The organism is Comamonas odontotermitis (assembly GCF_014207855.1).
Lineage (GTDB): Bacteria > Pseudomonadota > Gammaproteobacteria > Burkholderiales > Burkholderiaceae_C > Comamonas > Comamonas odontotermitis_A.
The window spans coordinates 59,284-78,597 of sequence record NZ_JACHKZ010000012.1; the positions used below are offsets into that span (position 1 = coordinate 59,284).

Here is a 19,314-nt window from a genome sequence, read left to right on the forward strand (position 1 = left end):
ACGTTCTGGATGCCCTTATTGGGGCATCCACTTGACGCCGATGTACGCGCTACGGCCTTCCGAAGCGTACGTACGTGCGGTTTCGTATTTCTTGTCAGCCAGATTGTTGATGCGGGCGATCAGGCTGAAATCCTTGGCAATCTGCGTGCTGGCCGACAGATTGAACAAGGTGTAGCCACCCAGTACAGTGGTGTTGGCCGCGTTGTCGTAGCGCTTGGCAGTGGCCTGCATTTCAGCGCCGAGGGTCCAGCCAGCCACACGCGTGTCGCCACCGAGGGTGGCAAAGCGCTTGGCACGGCGCGCCAGCAATTTGTCCGTGGTCTGGTCGCGCGGGTTCTGGAAATCCACCGAGCCATGCAGGTTGAACTCGCCCAGCTTGGTGGCGCCGGCCAGCGTGATGCCTTCGAGGCGCGCCTTGCCGACGTTGGAGTAGCAACCGCCATAGGGCCCATTGTTGCCACTGCAAGTGCCTGTACCGCCAACCCAATTGATGAGGTTGGTGACGTTGTTGCGGTACACGGTGGCAGAGAAGCTGTCCGCTCCCTGTGCCCAGCGCAGGCCCAATTCGGCATTCCTGCTTTTCTCCGGCGCGAGCGATGCGTCGCCATACTCGCTGAAGCGCTGGTACAGCGTGGGAGCGCGGAAGGCCGTCCCCACGGTTGCGGTAGCGCGCCAGTTGGGCGCAAATTCGTAGCCATAGGCTGCGCTGCCCGTGGTCTTGCCGCCAAATTCGCTGTCGTCGTCGCGGCGCAGATTGAGCTGCACGGTGTGCGCGCCACTGTGCATGCCATAGCCCAGAGCCAGCGCATTCTGGCTGCGGTCGCGGTCAATGCTGCCATTCACCAGCGAATCCTCGCGGCGCTCCAGCGCGGCCGTCATGGTATGGACGCCGTAACGCCATTCGTTCTGGAACAGGTAGTTGTGCAGGCGCGTATCGGTCTGATAGGGCGACGGCCGGGTCTCGTAGTAATCGCGCGATTGGGTGAGCTGCAGCTTGGTGCTGTAGTGATCGGTCCACTTGGCCTGCCAGTTCAGGCCCAGCGCATACATTTTGTTGATGCTGCGGTCATCTTCCTTGGGAGAGACGTCATAGCCCGAATTCATGTTGCTGGCCATCATGGTAGCTTCCAGCCGGTGCTGCTGGTTGAGCTGGTAGCCCAGGCGTGCGTTGACCGCGTTGTTGCGGTAACCATCCTTGTCGGGGTTGGCGGTAGCGGTGGTGCGGGCATTGAAACCATCCGATTGCGCGCGGTTGAGGCCAATCGAATAGTCCCAGGCGCCTTGGCCGCCAGAGATACCGGCCTCGGCCGTATAAGTGCCACGATTGCCTATGCCAAATCCGACATAAGGCTTGGGCGCACCCTCACCCTTCTTGGTGAAAATCTGCACCACGCCGCCCATGGCGTCTGATCCATACACAGCCGCCGCCGGGCCACGCAGCACTTCGATGCGATCGATGAGCGCCAGCGGAAGGTTTTGCCACGAGGCGCCTCCGGTGGACTGCGAATCGACACGCACCCCATCCACGTACACGGCGGTAAAGCGTGTCTCGGCACCGCGGATGAACACGCTGGTGCTCGTGCCCGGGCCGCCATTGCGGGTCATCTGGATGCCCGGCACACGCGCCAGCACATCGGCCACGCCACCGGGACCCTGACGCTCGATGGTCTTGCTGTCGATGATGGACATATCGGCCGTCAGATCGGACAGCGGCTGCTCGATGCGATTGGCAGTCACTACCATCGCCTCCAGGGTTTTACCCTCTGTTTCATTCGCAGTCTGTGCCTGCACAGAAATGCTGGCGGCCATCAGGGCTGCTGCCACGGCAATGCGGGTGCGCGCCGAGTGAAGCGGAGAAAAAACAATAGCAGAATCGGGCGCACACAGGCGCACCACTGGCGAATGGGAATGCATCTACATCTCAGGCGATGAAGTACCCCGCGCCAGCCTCCCCGCCGGCAAATGGGGAAAAACAGAAGCGGCGCACTCTACAGCGCACCGCTATCCACAGTGTTGGCCGGTATCCGGGCTGACGATGACACAGCGCGCGCCTTCCCAGAGACTTGTTCAAGGTATCCAGTGGCTTAAAGTGCAGGCTGCGGACGGCGCAAAACCGTCGATCGCTTACCGTTGCGGGGGCAGCGCAGGTTGAGCATGGCTTGTAGGGCACAAGCGAACTCCCCTGCTTCCCGTTGAACTGCCAGGATGTGAACCACCGTGGCGAGCACCAACGGGTACAATTTTATCGTCTTTACTGTTGCGCTTTAATAAAACTGTCTCTCTATGGTCACTACGCCTTCTTTGGACCTGATGCTTGAGCGGGTGGAAACTTTGCTGACCCGCTACGAACAACTGCAACGCGCGCATGCCAGCTTGCAGGAACAGGTTGACACCCTCACCCATGAACGCGACTCCCTACAATCGCGCCTGACGGCCGCCCGCTCGCGCGTTGACGCGCTGATCGAACGCCTGCCCAAGACTTTTGACCAGGACGAATCATGAAGCAGCTTGAAGTTCATATCATGCAGCAAAGCTATATGCTGGGCTGCCCCGAAGGCCAGGAAGAGCGGCTGATGGCCGCCGTCAAGCACGTGGACGAAGCCATGTGCGGCATCCGCGACACCGGCAAGATCCGTGGGCGCGAGCGCATCGCCGTGCTGGCAGCCCTCAACATGGCCTTTGATCTGCTCGATCTGAAAACCCAGAACACCGAACTGAGCCAAGAAGCCGAGCAAGCCCGCAACCAGGCGGCGCAGCCAGAGCATGCCGAGCCCACATCTTCCCAGGCGTCACTCGATTGGGAAGAGCCGCGCCTGCAATCCATCATGCAGCGGCTGGATGCAGCCACCGGTCAGCCCGCACAGGCGGCATAGCATGGCGCAAGGCTCTGCCTTGCGCGTTCAACACCAGATCGCTGCCGCATGCAAGCCTTTAGCGGAAAATTGGCCGCTGGCGCAAAGCCAGTATGCAGTTATCGCTATCGTTTTTGCCCAGCCTTTGGACATTGAATTGGTTTTTTACAGCCATCCGCCGCTGGCAACCAGTACAATGGAGGCGTTCGCAGCCCTGCCAGACTTTATAGTTCCTTGAACCAATGCTCTACGAGCACGGGCTTGGTACATCACCTGTTGAGCGTGATCGTCTCGCGTCAGATGAACCCAACGACAGGTTGCCCTTGCCCACCTGAACCCCCGGTTCAGGATGACGGTCTGGTGGATCCGCTGCGAACACCTGTTTTCGGCTTGGCTGGCCCAATGAAAAGCATGAAACCAGCTGCCTTCGACTTCTCCTCTCCGCCGCGGCGGGGCTTCAGGCCACCTGGTTCAGGTGGCCTTTTTACTGAGCGCATCACAGCAACCCTGGTGGATACTGATCGCCATGACTGATCCCATCGTCCTGCTTCCACTCTCGTGTATCGGCTTGATTACAGGCTTTCTCGCGGGCCTGCTGGGCATCGGCGGTGGGATGGTGTTGGTGCCTTTCATGACCTATATCCTGGGCACCCAGGCCGTTGCGCCAGAGCTGGCCATCAAAATGGCCATTGCCACATCGATGGCAACCATCATGTTCACCTCCATCTCCAGCGTGCGCGCCCACCACCAGCGCGGTGCGGTGCGCTGGGACATCGCCCGGCGCCTTGCGCCCGGCATCGTGGCAGGCGGTCTGGTCGCCAGCCTGGGCATCTTTTCACTGCTCAAAGGCCAGTATCTGGGATTGTTCTTCGGGCTGTTTGTCGGCTATTCGGCGCTGCGCATGTTTCGCAAACCCCAACCCTCCGCCACCCGCTCCATGCCCGGCGCAACGGGTCAATTGGCGGCTGGCGGCCTTATTGGCTGCCTCTCTGGGCTGGTGGGCGCTGGTGGCGCCTTCATCAGCGTGCCTTTCATGACCTGGTGCAATGTCCCCATTCACAATGCAGTGGCCACCAGCGCTGCGCTGGGCTTCCCGATTGCCGTGACCAATGTGCTGGGCTTCATGATGGCGGGGCTGCATGTACAGGGGCTGCCACCCCACTCGCTCGGCTATATCTGGCTGCCCGGCCTGCTGGCGGTGTCCGTATGCAGCGTACTGACCGCGCCGCTGGGCGCCAAAGCGGCACACCGCCTGCCGGTCGCCCAGCTCAAAAAGATATTTGGCGGCATTCTACTGTGCCTGGCTGTCTACATGCTCTACAAAAGCCTGAGGGCCTGGTAGCCGGCAAGAGCCTCTTATCCCCGGCAAATCAAAGATTCGCTGCAGGGATGAGGCCCCCCGACGAAGCAACGATGTATCGAGGGTAATGTTGGCAGGTATTAAATGATCTTCGAGAACCGGGCCCGGGTACGATCCGCCTGCAGGTGCTTGTCAAACACCATGGCTACGCCGCGCACAAAATACCAGCCCAGCTCGGTGACAGAAATGGCTTCGTCAGTGATCTGAACCAGTCCCTGCTCCTGCATGCTGCGCAGTTGCACCAGCTCTGCCGCAAAGTACTGGTGAAAATCGATCAACCAGGCCTGCTCCACCGATTCGATCACCAGGCTGCCCTGGCACATCAGGCCCATGATGACGGAGCGGCGCAGCATGTCATCGCGTGAGAGCGCCAGCCCCCGCACCACCGGGATCTGCCCCTGGTCGATCAGGTCGTAATACTCTTCCAGCGTCTTGGCGTTCTGGCTGTAGGTGGCACCTATCTTTCCAATGGCGGACACACCCAGCGCCAGCAGATCGCAATCGGGCTGCGTGCTGTAACCCTGAAAATTGCGGTGCAAACGCCCCTGGCGCTTGGCCACGGCCAGGGCATCGTCGGGCAGCGCGAAGTGGTCCATGCCCACATAGACGTATCCGCCCGCCTGCAGTGCATCCAGCGCCTGCGACAGCATGGTCAGCTTGTCTACCGGTTTGGGAAGATCCTGTACGGCAATGCGGCGCTGGGGTTTGAAGCGCTCAGGCAGATGCGCATAGGCATACAACGCAATACGATCAGGCCGCAACTGACAAACCTGCTCCATCGTACGGGCAAAACTGGCGGGCGTCTGGTGAGGCAGGCCATAGATCAAATCGATGTTGATGGATTCAAAGCCAATATCGCGCGCCTGCGCCATCAAGGCAAAAACCTGCTCTGAGGGTTGCTCGCGGTGCACTGCCTTTTGCACCTGCGGGTCAAAATCCTGAACGCCAAAACTCAGGCGGTTGAAGCCCAATTGAAACAGATGCGCGAGGCGTGCTGCACTCACCGTCCGCGGGTCGACCTCGATCGAATACTCCCCCCCTGGCTGCAGATCAAATCGGCTTTTGATCATGTCCATCAGGCGTGAAAGCCCTGCATCGGAGAGGAAGGTAGGCGAGCCGCCTCCCAGGTGCAGCTGGCTGACAAGCTGGCGCCCCGGGCAATAGGCCAGTTGCAAACTCAGCTCGCGCTCCAGATAATCAAGGTATTCGTCGGCTCGCTCGGCGTGCCTGGTGATGATCTTGTTACAGGCGCAGTAATAGCACAGCGATTCGCAAAACGGAATGTGCACATACAGCGACAAGGGCACAAGGCGGGTTCCCAATCCGGTCCGCCGTTGCTCCAAGGCCTGTTTGTAGCCATTCGCACCAAAGGCTTCAACAAATCGGTCTGCGGTAGGATACGAAGTGTAACGGGGGCCTGGCACATCGAACCGGCGTAACAAATCGGGGGTCAGGGAAATCATGTTCTCAATTCCGTGCGGATGCCCCAATGTGCCGCAAGCAGCTGTCTACGTCCTTGACTTACATCAAGAGTGATTTTTTTGACTCCGTAGACAATGGATGCATTCCAATAACCGCTGCCCTCCCGCGCGATCTTTTTTGTAAACGGATACTGACTCATGACAGCCAACACAATCAAAGTGGTCTGCTCCAACTGCAACCTGCGAGAGCTGTGCATGCCCGTGGGCCTGTCTTCCGAACAGATGGATCGAATCGACGAAATGGTGGCCACGCGCCGCAAGATCAAACGCGGAGGCGCGCTGTTTCGCAATGGTGAGGCTTTTACGTCGCTGTACGCGATCCGCACCGGGTTTTTCAAGACCAGTGTGGCCACTGAAGATGGCCGTGACCAGGTCACCGGCTTTCAAATGGCCGGCGAAATCATTGGGCTTGACGGTATCGTCAACGACCAGCATTCGTGCGATGCGATTGCACTGGAAGATGCAGAAGTCTGCGTCATGCCCTACTCGAAGCTGGAAGAGTTGTCGCGCGAAGTGAATGCCCTGCAGCACCATGTGCACAAGGTGATGAGCCGTGAGATCGTGCGTGAGCATGGCGTGATGCTGCTGCTGGGCAGCATGCGTGCCGAAGAACGCCTGGCCGCATTCCTGCTTAATCTGGTGCAGCGTCTGCATGCACGCGGCTTCTCGCAGTCCGAGCTGATTTTGCGCATGACGCGGGAAGAGATCGGCAGCTATCTGGGCCTGAAGCTGGAAACCGTGAGCCGCACTTTCTCCAAATTTGCAGACGATGGCGTCATCGAAGTCAAGCAGCGTCATGTACGCATCCTCGATACCCACAAGCTGCAGAGCATGATCAACAGCCAGCAGTGCGCGGCCTGATTTCATCCACTCATCGCCCTGCAAACCGCAAACACATGCTGCCATTGCCGGTTCTGGCTCAGGGCATGGCGGCCCGGGCCTCAATGCGGTAAGGTCAATACATGCAACCACCTCGGTTGCCCACTCGAAAGGAGCTGCAGATGTACAACCATATCCTGCTCGCCACCGACGGATCCGAGCTGTCCGACAAGGCCGTGCAACACGCACTGGCACTCGCCAAGCTGGGGCAGACCCAGATCACCGTGGTCAATATTTCTCCCAACTACCCGCGCAGCTATTTTGAAGGCAGCGCAATCGTCGACGTCAAAGAGGTGGAGCGAATCCAGCAAAGCTGGCTCGATGCAGCCCAGGCCGTGGTCGACAAGGTGGTGGCCCAGGGCACTGCGGCTGGTGTGCCGGTCAAAGGTGTCGTGGTGCAGTCCGACCTAGTAGCCGAGTCATTGCTCAAGACCGCTGAAAAAGAACACTGTGACCTGATCGTCATGGCTTCGCACGGCTACCGTGGCATCAAGCGCCTGCTGCTGGGCAGCGAAACCCAGCATGTACTCACGCATGCCACGATTCCGGTGCTCGTACTGCGCTGAGTTTCGGGCAAATCTGGCTTGCTGCTCAAAGTAGGACAAGGACAGGTACTTTGTTGTCAGTAGCGAAGTGAATGGCAGATTGAAGTGCCGTCCACTCAGAAAAAAGAGAAGGCTTTGAGCCTTCTCTTTTGCTTGGTGGCGCCGACAGCCTTCATTCCTCGGGCTTGAAGGCACACAGGCCTTTCAGCCTTTGAATAGATCCTGGTACTGCGCGCGCAGCAGGTTCTTTTGCACCTTGCCCATGGTATTGCGCGGCAGCTCGTTCACGACAAAGCAGCGCTTGGGAATCTTGAAATTGGCCAACTGCTTTTTGAGCGTGGCAATGATGCCTTCCGCATCTGCCATCTGGCCCGGCTTGGCAATGACCACGGCCACTCCCACTTCACCGAAATCAGGGTGCGGCACGCCGACCAGGGCGCTTTCCGCCACTCCGGGCAGTTCGTTGATGAAGCCCTCGATCTCTGCAGGATAGACGTTGTATCCGCCTGAGATGATCAAATCCTTGCTGCGGCCCACAATGGTCACGTAGCCGCGCGCATCCACCTTGCCGACATCGCCCGTCTTGAACCAGGCATCCTTCGTGAACTCTTCGGCGGTCTTTTCGGGCATGCGCCAGTAGCCACTGAAGACATTGGGGCCTCGCACCTGGATATTGCCGATCTCACCTACCGGCACCGGCTGGCCATCGTCGCCCTGCACACGCACGCCCACACCCGGCAGAGGAAAGCCGACAGTACCGCCGCGCCGCTCATCCTGCCCGTCATAGCGGCTGTCGGCGCGATAGGGGTTGGAGACAAGCATGATGGTTTCGCTCATGCCATAGCGCTCCAGAATGGTATGGCCGGTGCGCTCCTGCCATTCACGGAAGGTTTCGATCAGCAGCGGTGCGGAGCCGGAGATGAAGAGGCGCATGTTCCGGGTCGCGGTCTTGGTGAGCGAAGGCTCGGCCAGCATGCGTACATACAGGGTGGGCACGCCCATGAAAACGGTAGCGCGCTCCATCGCCGCGATCACGGCCTTGGGCTCGAATTTGGAGAACCAGAGCATCTTGCTGCCATTGAGCAGCGCCGCATGGATGGCAACGAAGAGGCCATGCACATGAAAGATTGGCAGTGCATGGATCAGCACATCGCCCGCCCTCCAGCCCCAATAGTCTTTCAGCATCACCGCGTTGCTGAGCAGATTGCCATGGCTCAGCATGGCGCCCTTGCTGCGCCCGGTAGTGCCACTGGTGTACAGGATGGCAGCCATGTCATCGGACTGCCTGACGGCGGGCTCGTGCGTGTCGGCACAGTGCACGGCGCGCTCCAGCAGGGTGCCGCTGCGGTCATCGCCCAGTGTGAACACGCTTTGCGTGCCGCACTGGAAGGCAATCTTGGACACCCAGCCAAAGTTCTGCGGCGAACACACCACCACGGCCGGTTCGGCATTGGTGATGAAATACTCGATCTCGGCACTTTGGTAGGCGGTGTTCAGGGGCAGGAAAACGTAGCCCGCACGCAGGGTGGCCAGGTACAGCGCCATCGCTTCCACCGATTTTTCCACCTGCACCGCCACGCGGCTGCCAGAGGGGATGTTCAGGCTGCCCAACAGATTGGCGATGCGGGCACTCATGCGGTCGAGGTCGCGCCAGCTGTAGTTCAGCGGCTCACCACTGGCCGATGTGGTCTCCACTGCGATCGTATCCAGGTCTTGGGGAAAGGCTGCGCGCAGCGCGCTAAACAAGTTGTCGTTTTTCATGTCTGTCTCTGGGTTGGTTAGGTCATGGACGTCATGGGCGCCTTGGGCGTCTTGGCAGGCGCCGTTAAAATCGGGGAGCACGCTTGCCCACAAAGGCAGCAATGCCCTCGCGGTGCTCGGTGGAATCGGCATAGGCATAGGGTTGTGACAGAGCGGGTGCCGCCATGTCGCCTGCCGCCAGCGCGCGCAAGGTCTGTTTGTTGAGCCGCGCAGCCTGGGGGGCGAGGCTTGCCACGCGCTGCACGGTTTCGGCAACATGCGCAGCCAGGGCGTCAGGGTCTGTGCAGCGGCTGACAAAACCGGCGGTCTGCATCTGGTCCGCATCAAACACCGCTGCTTCGAGCAGCATCTGCCGGGCTTTCATCGCTCCCACCTGGCTGGCCACCAGCGCAGCTTCCTTGGGTGCCATCGGAAAGCCCAACTTGGCAATGGGTGCGCCAAACCTGGCATTGGTGGCGGCAATGCGGATGTCACAGCAACTGGCAATCTCTACCCCGGCGCCCATGCAGGCGCCGCGGATGGCTGCGATGATGGGAACGTCGCAGCGGAGCATGGCATCCAGGGCGGTCCAGACTTCGCCTTCGTGAAACGCTGCCAGGGTTTCGGGTGCGAAGCGAAAGCTCTCGTATTCCGAGATGTCTCCGCCAGCACAGAACGCATCCCCTTCGCCTTCAATCACAATGCAACGCACATCTGAATTGCGCTGCAAGCTCTCAAAAACGGAGCGCAATGCGCGCCACATGCCGCGCGACATGGCATTAAGCTTGCCCGGATGGCTGAGCACCACGCGCACGGTGTGCGCATGGGCCCGGCCATCCGCCGACACCCATGTCTCCTGCCTGATCTGACCTGTCATCACCCCACTCCAGTGTGATTCCATTTCCGCATCTAACAATGGCCTACTGGCTTCGCTGGCAGCGTGTCTACCAAGCCTTCACCTTGCCTTTTCACCATTGGTTGATGAAAAATTGGAATGCATGCCTTTATTCGATCTTGGCGCCGGAGGCCTTGACCACCGCCGCCCAGCGCTTGACCTCTTCATTCACAAAGGTCGCAAATTGCGGCTGCGTCATGCTGCCATAGTCCGCACCGTTTTTCGCCCAGACCGCTTTGATTTCTTCAGAAGCCCCCATTCGCTTGACCTCTTCCACCATGCGGGCCTGCACTTCGGGCGAGGTACCCTTGATGGCCCACAGGCCATACCAGGTAGTGACGTTGTAGTCGGGCAGCCCCACTTCAGCAGCGCAAGGCACATCGGGCAGCGAAGGGTTGCGCTTGTCACCTGCCACCATCAGGCATTTGATGCGGCCTGCAGCAATGTGCGCGGCCGATGAGCCCAGGCCGTCAAACAGCATGTCCACATTGCCCGCTATCAAATCCTGCAGTGCCGGCCCAGCCCCTTTGTAGGGCACATGCATGATGTCGGTCTTGCTTTGTATCTTGAACAACTCGCCCGCCAAGTGGTGGCTGGAGCCCGCACCTGCCGATGCGAATGTCATCTTTCCGGGGTTGGCCCTGAGCTGGGCCAACAACTCCTGCATGTTCTTGATCGGGAGTTTCTTGGGATTGATGACCAGTACCTGCGGCACTGTCGCCAACAGGGCCAGTGGCACCAGATCCTTTTGAATGTCGTAATCGAGCTTGGGGTAGACGGAGGGCGCGATCACATGGTGCGTGCCGCCCATGAAAAAGGTGTAGCCATCGTGCGGCTGGCGCGCCGCATAACTGGCCCCCAGGGTGCCACCCGCGCCGCCCTTGTTGTCGATGACCAGGGTTTTGCCGGTGGTCTTGGAGAACTGCGAGGACAGCGGACGCGCGAACGCATCCGTGCCACCGCCGGCAGGAAAGGGAACGACCCAGGTGACCGGCTTGCTTGGCCAGTCTTTGGCCGGTTCCGCCATTGCCCATAGCGGCAGGCCGCCAGCCGCCATGCCTGCGGCCATCTGGCCCAGGAACTGCCGACGCGGCAAGGGGTGGAAATGAATCCCGGGATTGCACTTGCTCATATTTGTCTCCTTGCTATTTTTTGCTACAGCGTGGTGGAACCTGTCCCGGCTCTCTGCTGCAGCCTGTCTCCTGCACTACCAGGCCAGCCCGGCGGATGGATGGGCCAGCTTCGATGCTCCTTCTTCATTGCCTCAAAGGGCAAATTGCAACCAATCATTCACCAATGAGAGCTGCGCGCTTGCGGTTGTTGGATTTGAAGCCTTTTTTCATTGAAAACCCAATAAAAGCAAGCACAATCAGCTATTGTTTTTGAATCAGCACACCATGCTTTCACAAACCAGTTCAGGCCTTGGCCTGTGATTCAACAGCCGGTGATACCGGCACCTTGCCTTGGGCCAGCAGGCTGCGGTGTTTGTCCAGGCGCTTCAAGTCATACAGGTAGTTCACCATCAACCCATAGGATTGCTTGACGCCTTTGGCTGATGGGTCGCCTGCCCAGTTGAGCCGCTCCACCCGAGCGCCATTGCCCAGGTGGAAACGCGCCACCGGATCCACAGGCCGGCCCTGCTCCATGGTCTTGCCCAGGTAAACAGCAGCTGCGTGGATCAGCAGCTTGGCCTGCGCGCTATCTGCCGCAAGCTCGGTGGGCTTGTCATACACAGCCAACCATTGCGCACTGTCCAATGCCTCATTGCCCACCGCTTTTGCCAGATCTGCCCGAAGGCGCTTGTCTGCGCTTTCCCAGACGGAGTCTGCATGCTTGCCCAGCCAGTGGCGAAAACCTGGAATCGGCGAGAGGGTCGCAAAGGTGCGCAGCTTGGGAAACTCCTGCAGCAGCTGCTCCACCACGTTCTTGATGAGCGAATCGCCAAAGCTCACGCCGCGCAATCCTGTCTGGGTGTTGCTGATGGAATAGAAGATGGCCGTGCTCGCCTTGGTCAGATCGGCCGCGGCAGCCGCTTCGTCCAGCAGCGGCGTGATGGAATCGGACATCTTGCCGACCAGCGCCACCTCCACAAAGATCAGTGGCTCGCCCGGCAGGCGTGGGTGGAAGAAGCCATAGCAGCGGCGGTCGCTGTCGAGCCGGTTTTTCAGATCGGCCCAGCTGCGGATATCGTGCACCGCTTCGTATTTGATGAGTTTTTCCAGCAGCGATGCGGGCGAATCCCAGTTGAGGCTGCGCATTTCCAGAAACGCCACATCAAACCAGGTGGAGAACAGGTACTCCAGATCGGCATCGAGCGTACCGAGCCATTCCTCGGTTTTGAGCAGCGGCAGCAGATCGGCTCGCAGATCCAGCAAAAAACGCATACCCTGTGGCGGCACGGCAAAGCGCTGCAACAGGCGCATGCGCGGTGTCAGCAAGGCGCGGCGCAGATGTTTTTCGGCGGCGCCCATGCCAGACGTGCCCAGCGCGTCTTCATAACGCTGACGCGCCTGCTGAATCTTGGCCACATCAGGAACAAATTGCTCGCACAGCAAGCGCCACAGATCCTGCCGCTCCGCCGGTGCCGCACCGGCATACCACTGCATCACCTGCTCGGCCAGGCGCCCTCCCTCCACATCGCTCACCTCACTGGCAGCAGCCCCTTGCAGATCGGCCAACACACGGCGCAGCTCGCGCGGCGACAGAGCCTCGGCTCCACGGCGCAGGGTGGCTTTGAGGCGCTCGGTCGTGTTGCGCCCCCCTTCGGGGGCATCGTTGCCCAGCTCGGCAGGAATGCCGACTGAGCGCAACCAAGCCGCACTTTTTTGCAACCAACCGGAGGCCATTGCCCCGATATCGGAGGCAGTGCTTGCTGCGGTTTCAGTGGATTCAGAGGTCTTGGTCATAAGGCAATTCTTGACAGGGACAGGGTGGTCATACGCTGCAGAGCCTTGCGCTGCTGCAGCAAATGGTTGCGCATGGCTTGCTCGGCGGCGTCGGCATTGCCCGCCACCATGGCTTCGTAAATATGGAGGTGCTCCTGCAGGCTGCCCGCGAGGCGACCGGGCGCGCTGAGCTGCTGCAAACGTGCCAGCCGCAGGATACGGCGCAGATCGGCAATGGTCTGCGCTAGCCAACGGTTATCGGCCAATGTGATGAAAGCCTCGTGAATCTGGTGGTTCATGCGGTAATAGCCCGCGATATCACCCGATTGGGCGCAGTGGGTGAGCTGCTCGTGCATCACGTCGAGCACGGCGCGGTCCGCAGCGCTCAGCTTGTGGGTGGCTTCAAACGCGGCCCGCCCTTCAAGCAGGGCAATCACCGGAAAGATGTCGTCGAGGTCACGGTCGGTGATCCTCTCAACAAAGCAGCCCCGGCGCGGTTCATGTCGAAGCAAGCCCTCCGACACCAGCAGCTTGAGCGCCTCGCGCAATGGCGTGCGTGACACCTCCAGCTGATCGCACAGGGCCTTCTCATCCAGCAGCTCGCCAGGCTCCAGGGCACCCGCAAAAATGAGGTCGCGCACCTGGGTAGCGACGGTGTCATGCAAGGGTTGCGCGGCTGTGGCCATTTACGTGCTTCCTCAAGACAATGCGGAATCCGCGACGGCAGGAAACTCTGTCCAGACATGCGAGCGGCGGTATGCACGGGCATGTCGAACTCAGCAACTATTGCGTGCGGCTGCTGTAATTATGAAAAATAACACAGCATTCTGGATTGCGTATTTACACCAAGTCCCCACTGTTACCGTTGCCCAACCAGCTCGGATCCGGCCTTAGGCTTTGAATGGCCCTGGCAATAAAAAAAGCAGGCACAAAGGCCTGCTTGGGAATGAGCGATGAAAGATCAGTCCTTGCCGTAAGGATCAAAATCAAAGTACTTGTCGGCGATCTTCTTGTAGGTGCCGTTGGCGCGAATCGCAGCGATCGCGTCGTTCAGTTCTTTTTTCAGCTCTGGCTGGCCCTTGCGCAGGGCGATGCTTGCACCTTCGCCAAAAATCTTCTTGTCGACCAGGGTGTCGCTGACGAATTCGAACTTCTGGCCTTCAGGCTTTTTCAGGAAACCATAGGCAATTTCCACGCTGTCGGCCACTGAGCCATCGAGGCGGCCCGAGTTGATGTCGAGGTACACAGGATCACGACCCGGGTAGGACACCACTTCGGCGCCTGCAGGCTTCAGATAGGCGAGCGCCCATTTCTCCTGAATGCTGGCCTTGAGCACCCCGATCTTCTTGCCCTTGAGCGACTCGGGGCCGGTGTACTTGAAGCCCTTGGGCATCACGACGCGGGCACCGGTGTGGTAGTACTTGTTGGTGAAATCCACCACGCGGGCGCGATCCTCGGTCTTGGCCATGGAGCTGATGATCACATCGTATTTCTTGGCCTGCAGCCCGGGAATCATGCCATCCCACACCTGCTCAACAAACACGCACTTGCGCTTGATCTGCTCACACACCGCGTTGGCGATGTCGATGTCAAAACCTGCGGGCTGACCCGACGGCAGCTTGTAGGTGAAGGGTTCGTACGACAGATCGACAGCCACCTTCAGATCCTGCTGGGCCGACGCCTTTGCAGACAGGCCCATCAGCGCACAGGCAGCCAGGGTAACAGCCAAAACTTTCTTCATTCCACGACTCCAAGAACTAGACGTATGAGGGGGATGGTGCCATTGACGCAGCCATTGACAGGTCCGCGCACGGCAGCCTTTGTTTGAAACAAACGGTCAGTATAGTGCCGGCCAGGCGCCCGCCACGCGTTTGTCATGCCGCATCCGCAATGGGCTGGCCTCGGCCACGGTTCCACAAAAAGAGGCCAAACAGCACCATGGGAACGCACAGCCACTGGCCCATGCTCATGCCTAGCGAGAGCAGACCCAGAAAATCGTCTGGCTCGCGGAAGTACTCGGCAATGAAGCGCAGCACGCCATATCCCACCATGAAGGCGCCTGCCACCTGCCCCTCTGCGCGCGACTTGCGCGAATACCACCACAGCAGCACGAACAGCAGCACGCCTTCCAGCAGAAACTGGTAGATCTGCGAGGGGTGGCGCGGCAGCATCGACCCGCTTTGCGGAAACACCATGGCCCAAGGCAGCTCAGGGCTGGCAAAGCGGCCCCACAACTCGCCATTGATGAAGTTGCCAATACGGCCCGATGCCAGGCCCAGCGGAATACAAGGAGCGACGAAATCCGCCACCTGCAGCCAAGGCCGCCCCTTGAGCCTGGCAAACAGCAGCATGGACACGATCACGCCAATCAGGCCGCCATGAAAGCTCATGCCGCCTTGCCAGATGGCAAACACTTCCAGCGGGTGGCTCAGGTAGTACCCCGGTTTGTAGAACAGGCAGTAACCCAGGCGCCCGCCTGCAATCACACCCAGCACACCATAGAACAAAATATCTTCCACATCCTTGCGCACCCAGCGCGATGGTGTGGTGATTGATGCGAAAGGCTGATCCTTGAGGCGGCGAATACCCAGCAGCAGGAACAGGCCAAAGGCCACCAGGTAGGTCAGGCCATACCAATGCACGGCCAGCGGGCCGATCTTGATGGCGATGGGATCAAATTGGGGATACATCAGCATGGCAGGCATTGTGCCGTAGAACTTTTGCCGCCCCATGAGAACGTGTTTCCGATCTCCACGCAACCAGCACGATGCAATCAAGCGGCTCCGAAACAGCACCTGCGGTTTGCCCCCTGGCAGCGGCAGGGAACAACCGGGGGTGAGCGCATTCAATTACATATTCACTGGCAGTGTTTTGCTCTATCAATCTTCGTCATTTTGACAAAAATATGTAGTCAATTTCGACGATTTGAATTTATTTCATTTAATTTTCAATGCAATATGTCATAGCACCTCTCCGCCAGAGATATACTGCCCGAGCGAATGCAGTCCCGCACTCGCTAGAATCCCTTTTTCCGCCACGAGCGTACACATTGCTATGACCTCCACCAGCGTTCCTCTGACCGGTAGTATTGTTGCCCTGATCACCCCCATGCATGCCGATGGCAGCGTGGATTACGGCAGCCTGCGAAAACTGATCGACTGGCATATTGCCGAGGGTACGAATTGCATCGGCGTGGTCGGCACCTCCGGCGAATCGCCCACAGTCACCGTGGAAGAGCACATGGAGATCATCCGCGTGGCCGTGGAACAGGCCGACAAGCGCGTCCCCATCATGGCCGGCTGCGGCGCCAACTCCACCCATGAAGCAATCACGCTGGCCAAGTATGCCAAGAGCGTGGGAGCAGACAGTCAGCTGCAGGTCGTCCCCTACTACAACAAGCCGACACAGGAAGGCCAGTACCAGCACTTCAAGGCCATTGCAGAGGCGGTGGGCGATCTGCCGATCTTCCTGTACAACGTACCCGGCCGTACCGTGGCCGACATGCAGTACGAGACCGTGCTGCGCCTGGCCGAGCTGCCCGGCATTGTCGGCATCAAGGAAGCGACCGGAAACATCGAGCGCGCGCAATGGTTGATCAAGGACGCGCCTGCAGGTTTTGGCATCTACTCGGGCGATGATCCTACCGCGGTCGCCCTCATGCTGTGTGGTGGCCATGGCAACGTGAGCGTGACTGCCAACGTCGCGCCACGGCTGATGAGCCAGTTGTGCGAGGCGGCAATTGCCAGGGATGTGCGACGGGCTATGGAAATTCAGAATAAACTGCTGCCGCTGCACAAGAGCCTGTTCTTGGAGGCCAACCCCATTCCTGTAAAGTGGGCGGCCAACAAGATGGGACTGTGTGGCCCAACCCTGCGCCTGCCAATGACTGAGCTCTCACCCAGCCTGCATGGCACGGTGGAAGCTGCGATGCGTGAAGTCGGCCTGCTATAACAAGGCTTTCACGCGTTGCCTCTGTTAAGGATTTGAACGTGAATTCCCTCGCAAAACTCAGCGTCCTCGGCCTGTCGATCACATTGGCTGCCTGCAGCAGTACCAGCGACCTGCTCTCTGGTGACAAGATCGACTACAAGAGTGCCTCCAAAGGCCCGACGCTGGAAGTGCCTCCTGACCTCACCCAGCTGTCCAAGGACTCGCGCTATGTGGTGCCCGGCGGCACCGTGTCGGCAGCCGCCTACCAGGTGCAGCAGGACAACAAGCCCAAGGGGCAGGTCAATGCAGCCGTCAGCAAGATCGGCGATGTGCAGATCGAGCGCGACGGCAACCAGCGCTGGCTGGTGATCGACCGCTCTGCCGACAAGGTATGGGAACCCGTCAAGGATTTCTGGCAGGAAAGCGGCTTCTCGCTGACCATTGATCGCCCGGACATCGGCATCATGGAAACCGACTGGGCCGAAAACCGCGCCAAGCTGCCGCAGGATTTCATCCGCAAGTCGATCGGCAAGATCTTCGATTCAATCTATTCGACCGGCGAGCAGGACAAGTTCCGCACCCGCATCGAGCGCCGCCCCGACGGCAAGACGGAAATCTACGTGAGCCACCGCGGCATGGAAGAAGTCTATTCCAACAAGGAAAAGGACAGCACCATATGGCAGCCGCGCAAAGCCGACCCGGAGTTGGAGACCGAATTCCTGCGTCGCATCATGGTCAAGCTGGGCGTGAGTGAAGAGCAATCCAAGGCGATTGCAGCGGCTCCGCTGGCGCCTGTCACCACCTCCAAGATCGCCACGCAAAATGGCGCCCCGGTGCTGGAAGTGGCCGATCCGTTCGACCGTACCTGGCGCCGCGTTGGTCTGGCGCTTGATCGCACGGGCTTCACCGTCGAGGACCGCGACCGCAGCCAGGGCATCTACTACGTGCGCTATATCGACCCAACCGATCTGAACAAGAAGCCCGATGGATTCTTTGCCAAGATCTTCAACCGCAACCCCGATGCGCCCGAGCCAATCAAGTACCGCATCCAGGTCAAGAGCGACAACGCCACCAGTGTGGTTTCCGTGCTGAGCGCAAGTGGCCAGGCGGACACATCGGCCAATGCCCAGCGCATTGTGAAGGTGCTGGCCGAAGACATGAAGTAAGCCTGCAAAAGCATCTGCCAAGCCCAAGCCACTGCCTCACCGCAGTGGCTTTTTCATTGCCATGCCTATATTGCTTGGGGTTCCGATCCGGCAAATATGCCGCCCACAAGGAGCGCCGCAGCGCCTTTGGGCCTGTACTACACTGCGTTTGGAATTCACTGCCAGCGCAATACCACCGCACACAGTAGCGCCACGCACAGCGGCTTCTTTTTCGATAGCAAAATCGCTTCTATCGCACAAAGCGCACCACCCGCCGCAGCCTGCGCCCCTTATGGAACAGCACAGAGAGGAGAGCCTCGAAGGGAGACTCCCAAAAAGCAAAAGCCCGCGCGAAGCACGGGCTTGGTCGATTGGCTGATGCCACCTGCGACCCAAGGTCGCAGGCAACGCAGTCAATTACTTGGTGGCAGCATCCTTGGCAGCGGTAGCGGCGTTCGAGGCGGCGTCTGCGGCAGCCTTGGCAGCCTCTGCAGCAGCAGCGCCTGCGTCCTTGGCGGCATCCTTGGCAGCGTCTGCAGCGTTGCCAGCAGCAGCGGCTGCATCCTTGGCAACTTCCTTGGTGGCGTCAGCAGCAGCAGCACCAGCGTCCTTGGCTGCATCAACAGCGTTCGAAGCAGCGGTACCAGCAGCAGCGGCTGCGTCCTTGGCTGCATCAGCGGCAGCGTTGGCAGCATCCTTGGCGGCTTCAGCAGCAGGTGCTGGAGCAGGAGCCTCAACAGGAGCTGGTGCAGGAGCAGCAGCTTCTTCCTTCTTGCCGCAAGCGGCCAGTGCAACAGCAGCGATCAACGAAGCGAGAACAACGGACTTCTTCATTTGGATATTCCTAACCACGGTGGATTCTTTTGATTCAAGCCAAAGGCAAACAATTTGCCTGAAGCAGAGCGTGCACAGCACTTGGCGTCTAACGCACGGAACTCGTTGTAGGATTATAGGGATTACCCGAGAATGCAGACTATGCCTGCGTTGCCGTTGTTGTTGCTGCTTAGCAACGATTTAACGAACTTGACGAACTTCGCTTACAAGCCGAGAACGCTGGCCGCCAGCCCCGGCGTGCTCTGGTGCCTGATCCATTCCTGCAGCATTTCACCCTGGGGCACGATGCTTGCCCGCTCTGCGCTGGCCACACCGATGCAGCGCTCCATATCCAGCCGCTCTACCACCCATTGCGGCGACCACAGCATGCTGGGAACCAGTGACACATCGCGCGCCAGCATTCTGCGGCATTGCAGCTTATGGTCCCAGACCGTGCGCCACTGCATCCAGCGGGGATGGCGCCGCGGCAGCGCATCAAAGCGATAAGCCAGCACGGTCATGAGGCGCCCATGGCGGGCCCACTGCTGCAGCAACTCAGTAGCCGCAAGCGTGCCCCATGGCCAGTCGGCGAAATCAGGGTCGGCCACGATCAACTCGGGCCAGCGCTCCTCGGCTGCGCGTTGCAAAAAATGCAGCACATGGCTGTCAAAAGCAGCCCTGCCCTCGAATCTGCCACCACCCAGCGCAGCCGCAGTTGTGGCCTCACTGGCGGAAGAAGTTGGAGATGGTGGAGGTAGGGGTTCTGCCATGTTCATTACCGCATATACG

At 59.5% G+C, this 19,314-nt stretch carries 19 protein-coding genes and 1 riboswitch; of the genes, 8 read left to right on the top strand and 11 right to left on the bottom strand.

What is annotated here, in order from left to right:
* Positions 1-15: 15 nt before the first annotated feature.
* Entirely contained in the window at positions 16-1,809 is a 1,794-nt protein-coding gene (locus HNP33_RS11210; protein ID WP_233464495.1) for a TonB-dependent receptor domain-containing protein, read from the bottom strand.
* A gap of 188 nt (positions 1,810-1,997) precedes the next feature.
* A riboswitch (cobalamin riboswitch) is annotated at positions 1,998-2,247 on the bottom strand.
* 36 nt (positions 2,248-2,283) lie between these two features.
* Between HNP33_RS11210 and HNP33_RS11215 the strand changes: the two genes are divergently transcribed.
* From HNP33_RS11215 to HNP33_RS11230, 4 genes are all read left to right on the top strand, one after another.
* Positions 2,284-2,502, top strand: a complete 219-nt coding sequence (locus HNP33_RS11215) for a PspA/IM30 family protein (RefSeq protein WP_184708413.1) — start codon at positions 2,284-2,286, stop codon at positions 2,500-2,502.
* Positions 2,499-2,873, top strand: a complete 375-nt coding sequence (locus tag HNP33_RS11220; protein WP_184708411.1) for a cell division protein ZapA — start codon at positions 2,499-2,501, stop codon at positions 2,871-2,873. The genes HNP33_RS11215 and HNP33_RS11220 overlap by 4 nt, the downstream gene beginning before the upstream one ends.
* 1 nt (position 2,874) lies before the next feature.
* Complete coding sequence (locus HNP33_RS11225; RefSeq protein ID WP_184708409.1) at positions 2,875-3,090, top strand: hypothetical protein; 216 nt, start codon at positions 2,875-2,877, stop codon at positions 3,088-3,090.
* A gap of 288 nt (positions 3,091-3,378) precedes the next feature.
* The gene (locus tag HNP33_RS11230) at positions 3,379-4,194 is read left to right on the top strand and encodes a sulfite exporter TauE/SafE family protein (RefSeq protein WP_184708407.1); all 816 of its coding nucleotides are present in this window, start codon (positions 3,379-3,381) and stop codon (positions 4,192-4,194) included.
* Between the two features lie 98 nt (positions 4,195-4,292).
* Here HNP33_RS11230 and hemN read toward each other — a convergent pair whose 3' ends face one another.
* The gene (gene hemN / locus HNP33_RS11235) at positions 4,293-5,675 is read right to left on the bottom strand and encodes an oxygen-independent coproporphyrinogen III oxidase (RefSeq protein WP_184708405.1); all 1,383 of its coding nucleotides are present in this window, start codon (positions 5,673-5,675) and stop codon (positions 4,293-4,295) included.
* A 156-nt stretch (positions 5,676-5,831) separates the two neighbouring features.
* Here hemN and fnr point away from each other — a divergent pair, with 156 nt between their 5' ends.
* Both fnr and HNP33_RS11245 read left to right on the top strand, forming a co-directional pair.
* A complete protein-coding gene (gene fnr, locus HNP33_RS11240) occupies positions 5,832-6,554 on the top strand; it encodes a fumarate/nitrate reduction transcriptional regulator Fnr (protein WP_184708403.1) in 723 nt (240 codons plus the stop codon).
* Positions 6,555-6,694: 140 nt separating this feature from the next.
* Entirely contained in the window at positions 6,695-7,138 is a 444-nt protein-coding gene (locus tag HNP33_RS11245) for a universal stress protein (protein ID WP_184708401.1), read from the top strand.
* Positions 7,139-7,321: 183 nt separating this feature from the next.
* Here the strand turns inward: HNP33_RS11245 and HNP33_RS11250 are convergent, their stop codons facing one another.
* The 7 genes from HNP33_RS11250 to lgt form a co-directional block, all read right to left on the bottom strand.
* Positions 7,322-8,878, bottom strand: coding sequence for a malonate--CoA ligase (locus HNP33_RS11250; protein ID WP_184708399.1), 1,557 nt, complete (start codon positions 8,876-8,878; stop codon positions 7,322-7,324).
* A 64-nt stretch (positions 8,879-8,942) separates the two neighbouring features.
* Positions 8,943-9,734, bottom strand: a complete 792-nt coding sequence (locus HNP33_RS11255; protein WP_184708397.1) for an enoyl-CoA hydratase/isomerase family protein — start codon at positions 9,732-9,734, stop codon at positions 8,943-8,945.
* A gap of 127 nt (positions 9,735-9,861) precedes the next feature.
* Positions 9,862-10,884, bottom strand: a complete 1,023-nt coding sequence (locus HNP33_RS11260; protein ID WP_418903838.1) for a Bug family tripartite tricarboxylate transporter substrate binding protein — start codon at positions 10,882-10,884, stop codon at positions 9,862-9,864.
* 283 nt (positions 10,885-11,167) lie between these two features.
* Entirely contained in the window at positions 11,168-12,598 is a 1,431-nt protein-coding gene (locus HNP33_RS11265; protein WP_184708508.1) for a malonyl-CoA decarboxylase, read from the bottom strand.
* Between the two features lie 56 nt (positions 12,599-12,654).
* Entirely contained in the window at positions 12,655-13,323 is a 669-nt protein-coding gene (locus tag HNP33_RS11270; protein WP_184708395.1) for a GntR family transcriptional regulator, read from the bottom strand.
* A 275-nt stretch (positions 13,324-13,598) separates the two neighbouring features.
* Positions 13,599-14,378: a transporter substrate-binding domain-containing protein gene (locus HNP33_RS11275; protein WP_184708393.1), complete on the bottom strand. Its 780-nt coding sequence runs from the start codon at positions 14,376-14,378 to the stop codon at positions 13,599-13,601.
* Positions 14,379-14,511: 133 nt separating this feature from the next.
* Positions 14,512-15,333 (bottom strand): prolipoprotein diacylglyceryl transferase, encoded by an 822-nt coding sequence (gene lgt, locus HNP33_RS11280; RefSeq protein WP_184708391.1) that lies wholly within the window; start codon positions 15,331-15,333, stop codon positions 14,512-14,514.
* Between the two features lie 358 nt (positions 15,334-15,691).
* Here lgt and dapA point away from each other — a divergent pair, with 358 nt between their 5' ends.
* Both dapA and bamC read left to right on the top strand, forming a co-directional pair.
* Positions 15,692-16,588 (top strand): 4-hydroxy-tetrahydrodipicolinate synthase, encoded by an 897-nt coding sequence (gene dapA / locus HNP33_RS11285; protein WP_184708388.1) that lies wholly within the window; start codon positions 15,692-15,694, stop codon positions 16,586-16,588.
* Between the two features lie 38 nt (positions 16,589-16,626).
* Positions 16,627-17,733 (top strand): outer membrane protein assembly factor BamC, encoded by a 1,107-nt coding sequence (bamC, locus tag HNP33_RS11290; RefSeq protein ID WP_184708386.1) that lies wholly within the window; start codon positions 16,627-16,629, stop codon positions 17,731-17,733.
* 396 nt (positions 17,734-18,129) lie between these two features.
* On the opposite strand, the gene HNP33_RS11295 is transcribed toward bamC, so the two are convergent.
* Together HNP33_RS11295 and HNP33_RS11300 are read right to left on the bottom strand one after the other, a co-directional pair.
* Entirely contained in the window at positions 18,130-18,546 is a 417-nt protein-coding gene (locus HNP33_RS11295) for a hypothetical protein (RefSeq protein ID WP_184708384.1), read from the bottom strand.
* A gap of 203 nt (positions 18,547-18,749) precedes the next feature.
* Positions 18,750-19,295: a hypothetical protein gene (locus HNP33_RS11300; RefSeq protein WP_233464491.1), complete on the bottom strand. Its 546-nt coding sequence runs from the start codon at positions 19,293-19,295 to the stop codon at positions 18,750-18,752.
* Positions 19,296-19,314 lie beyond the last annotated feature (19 nt).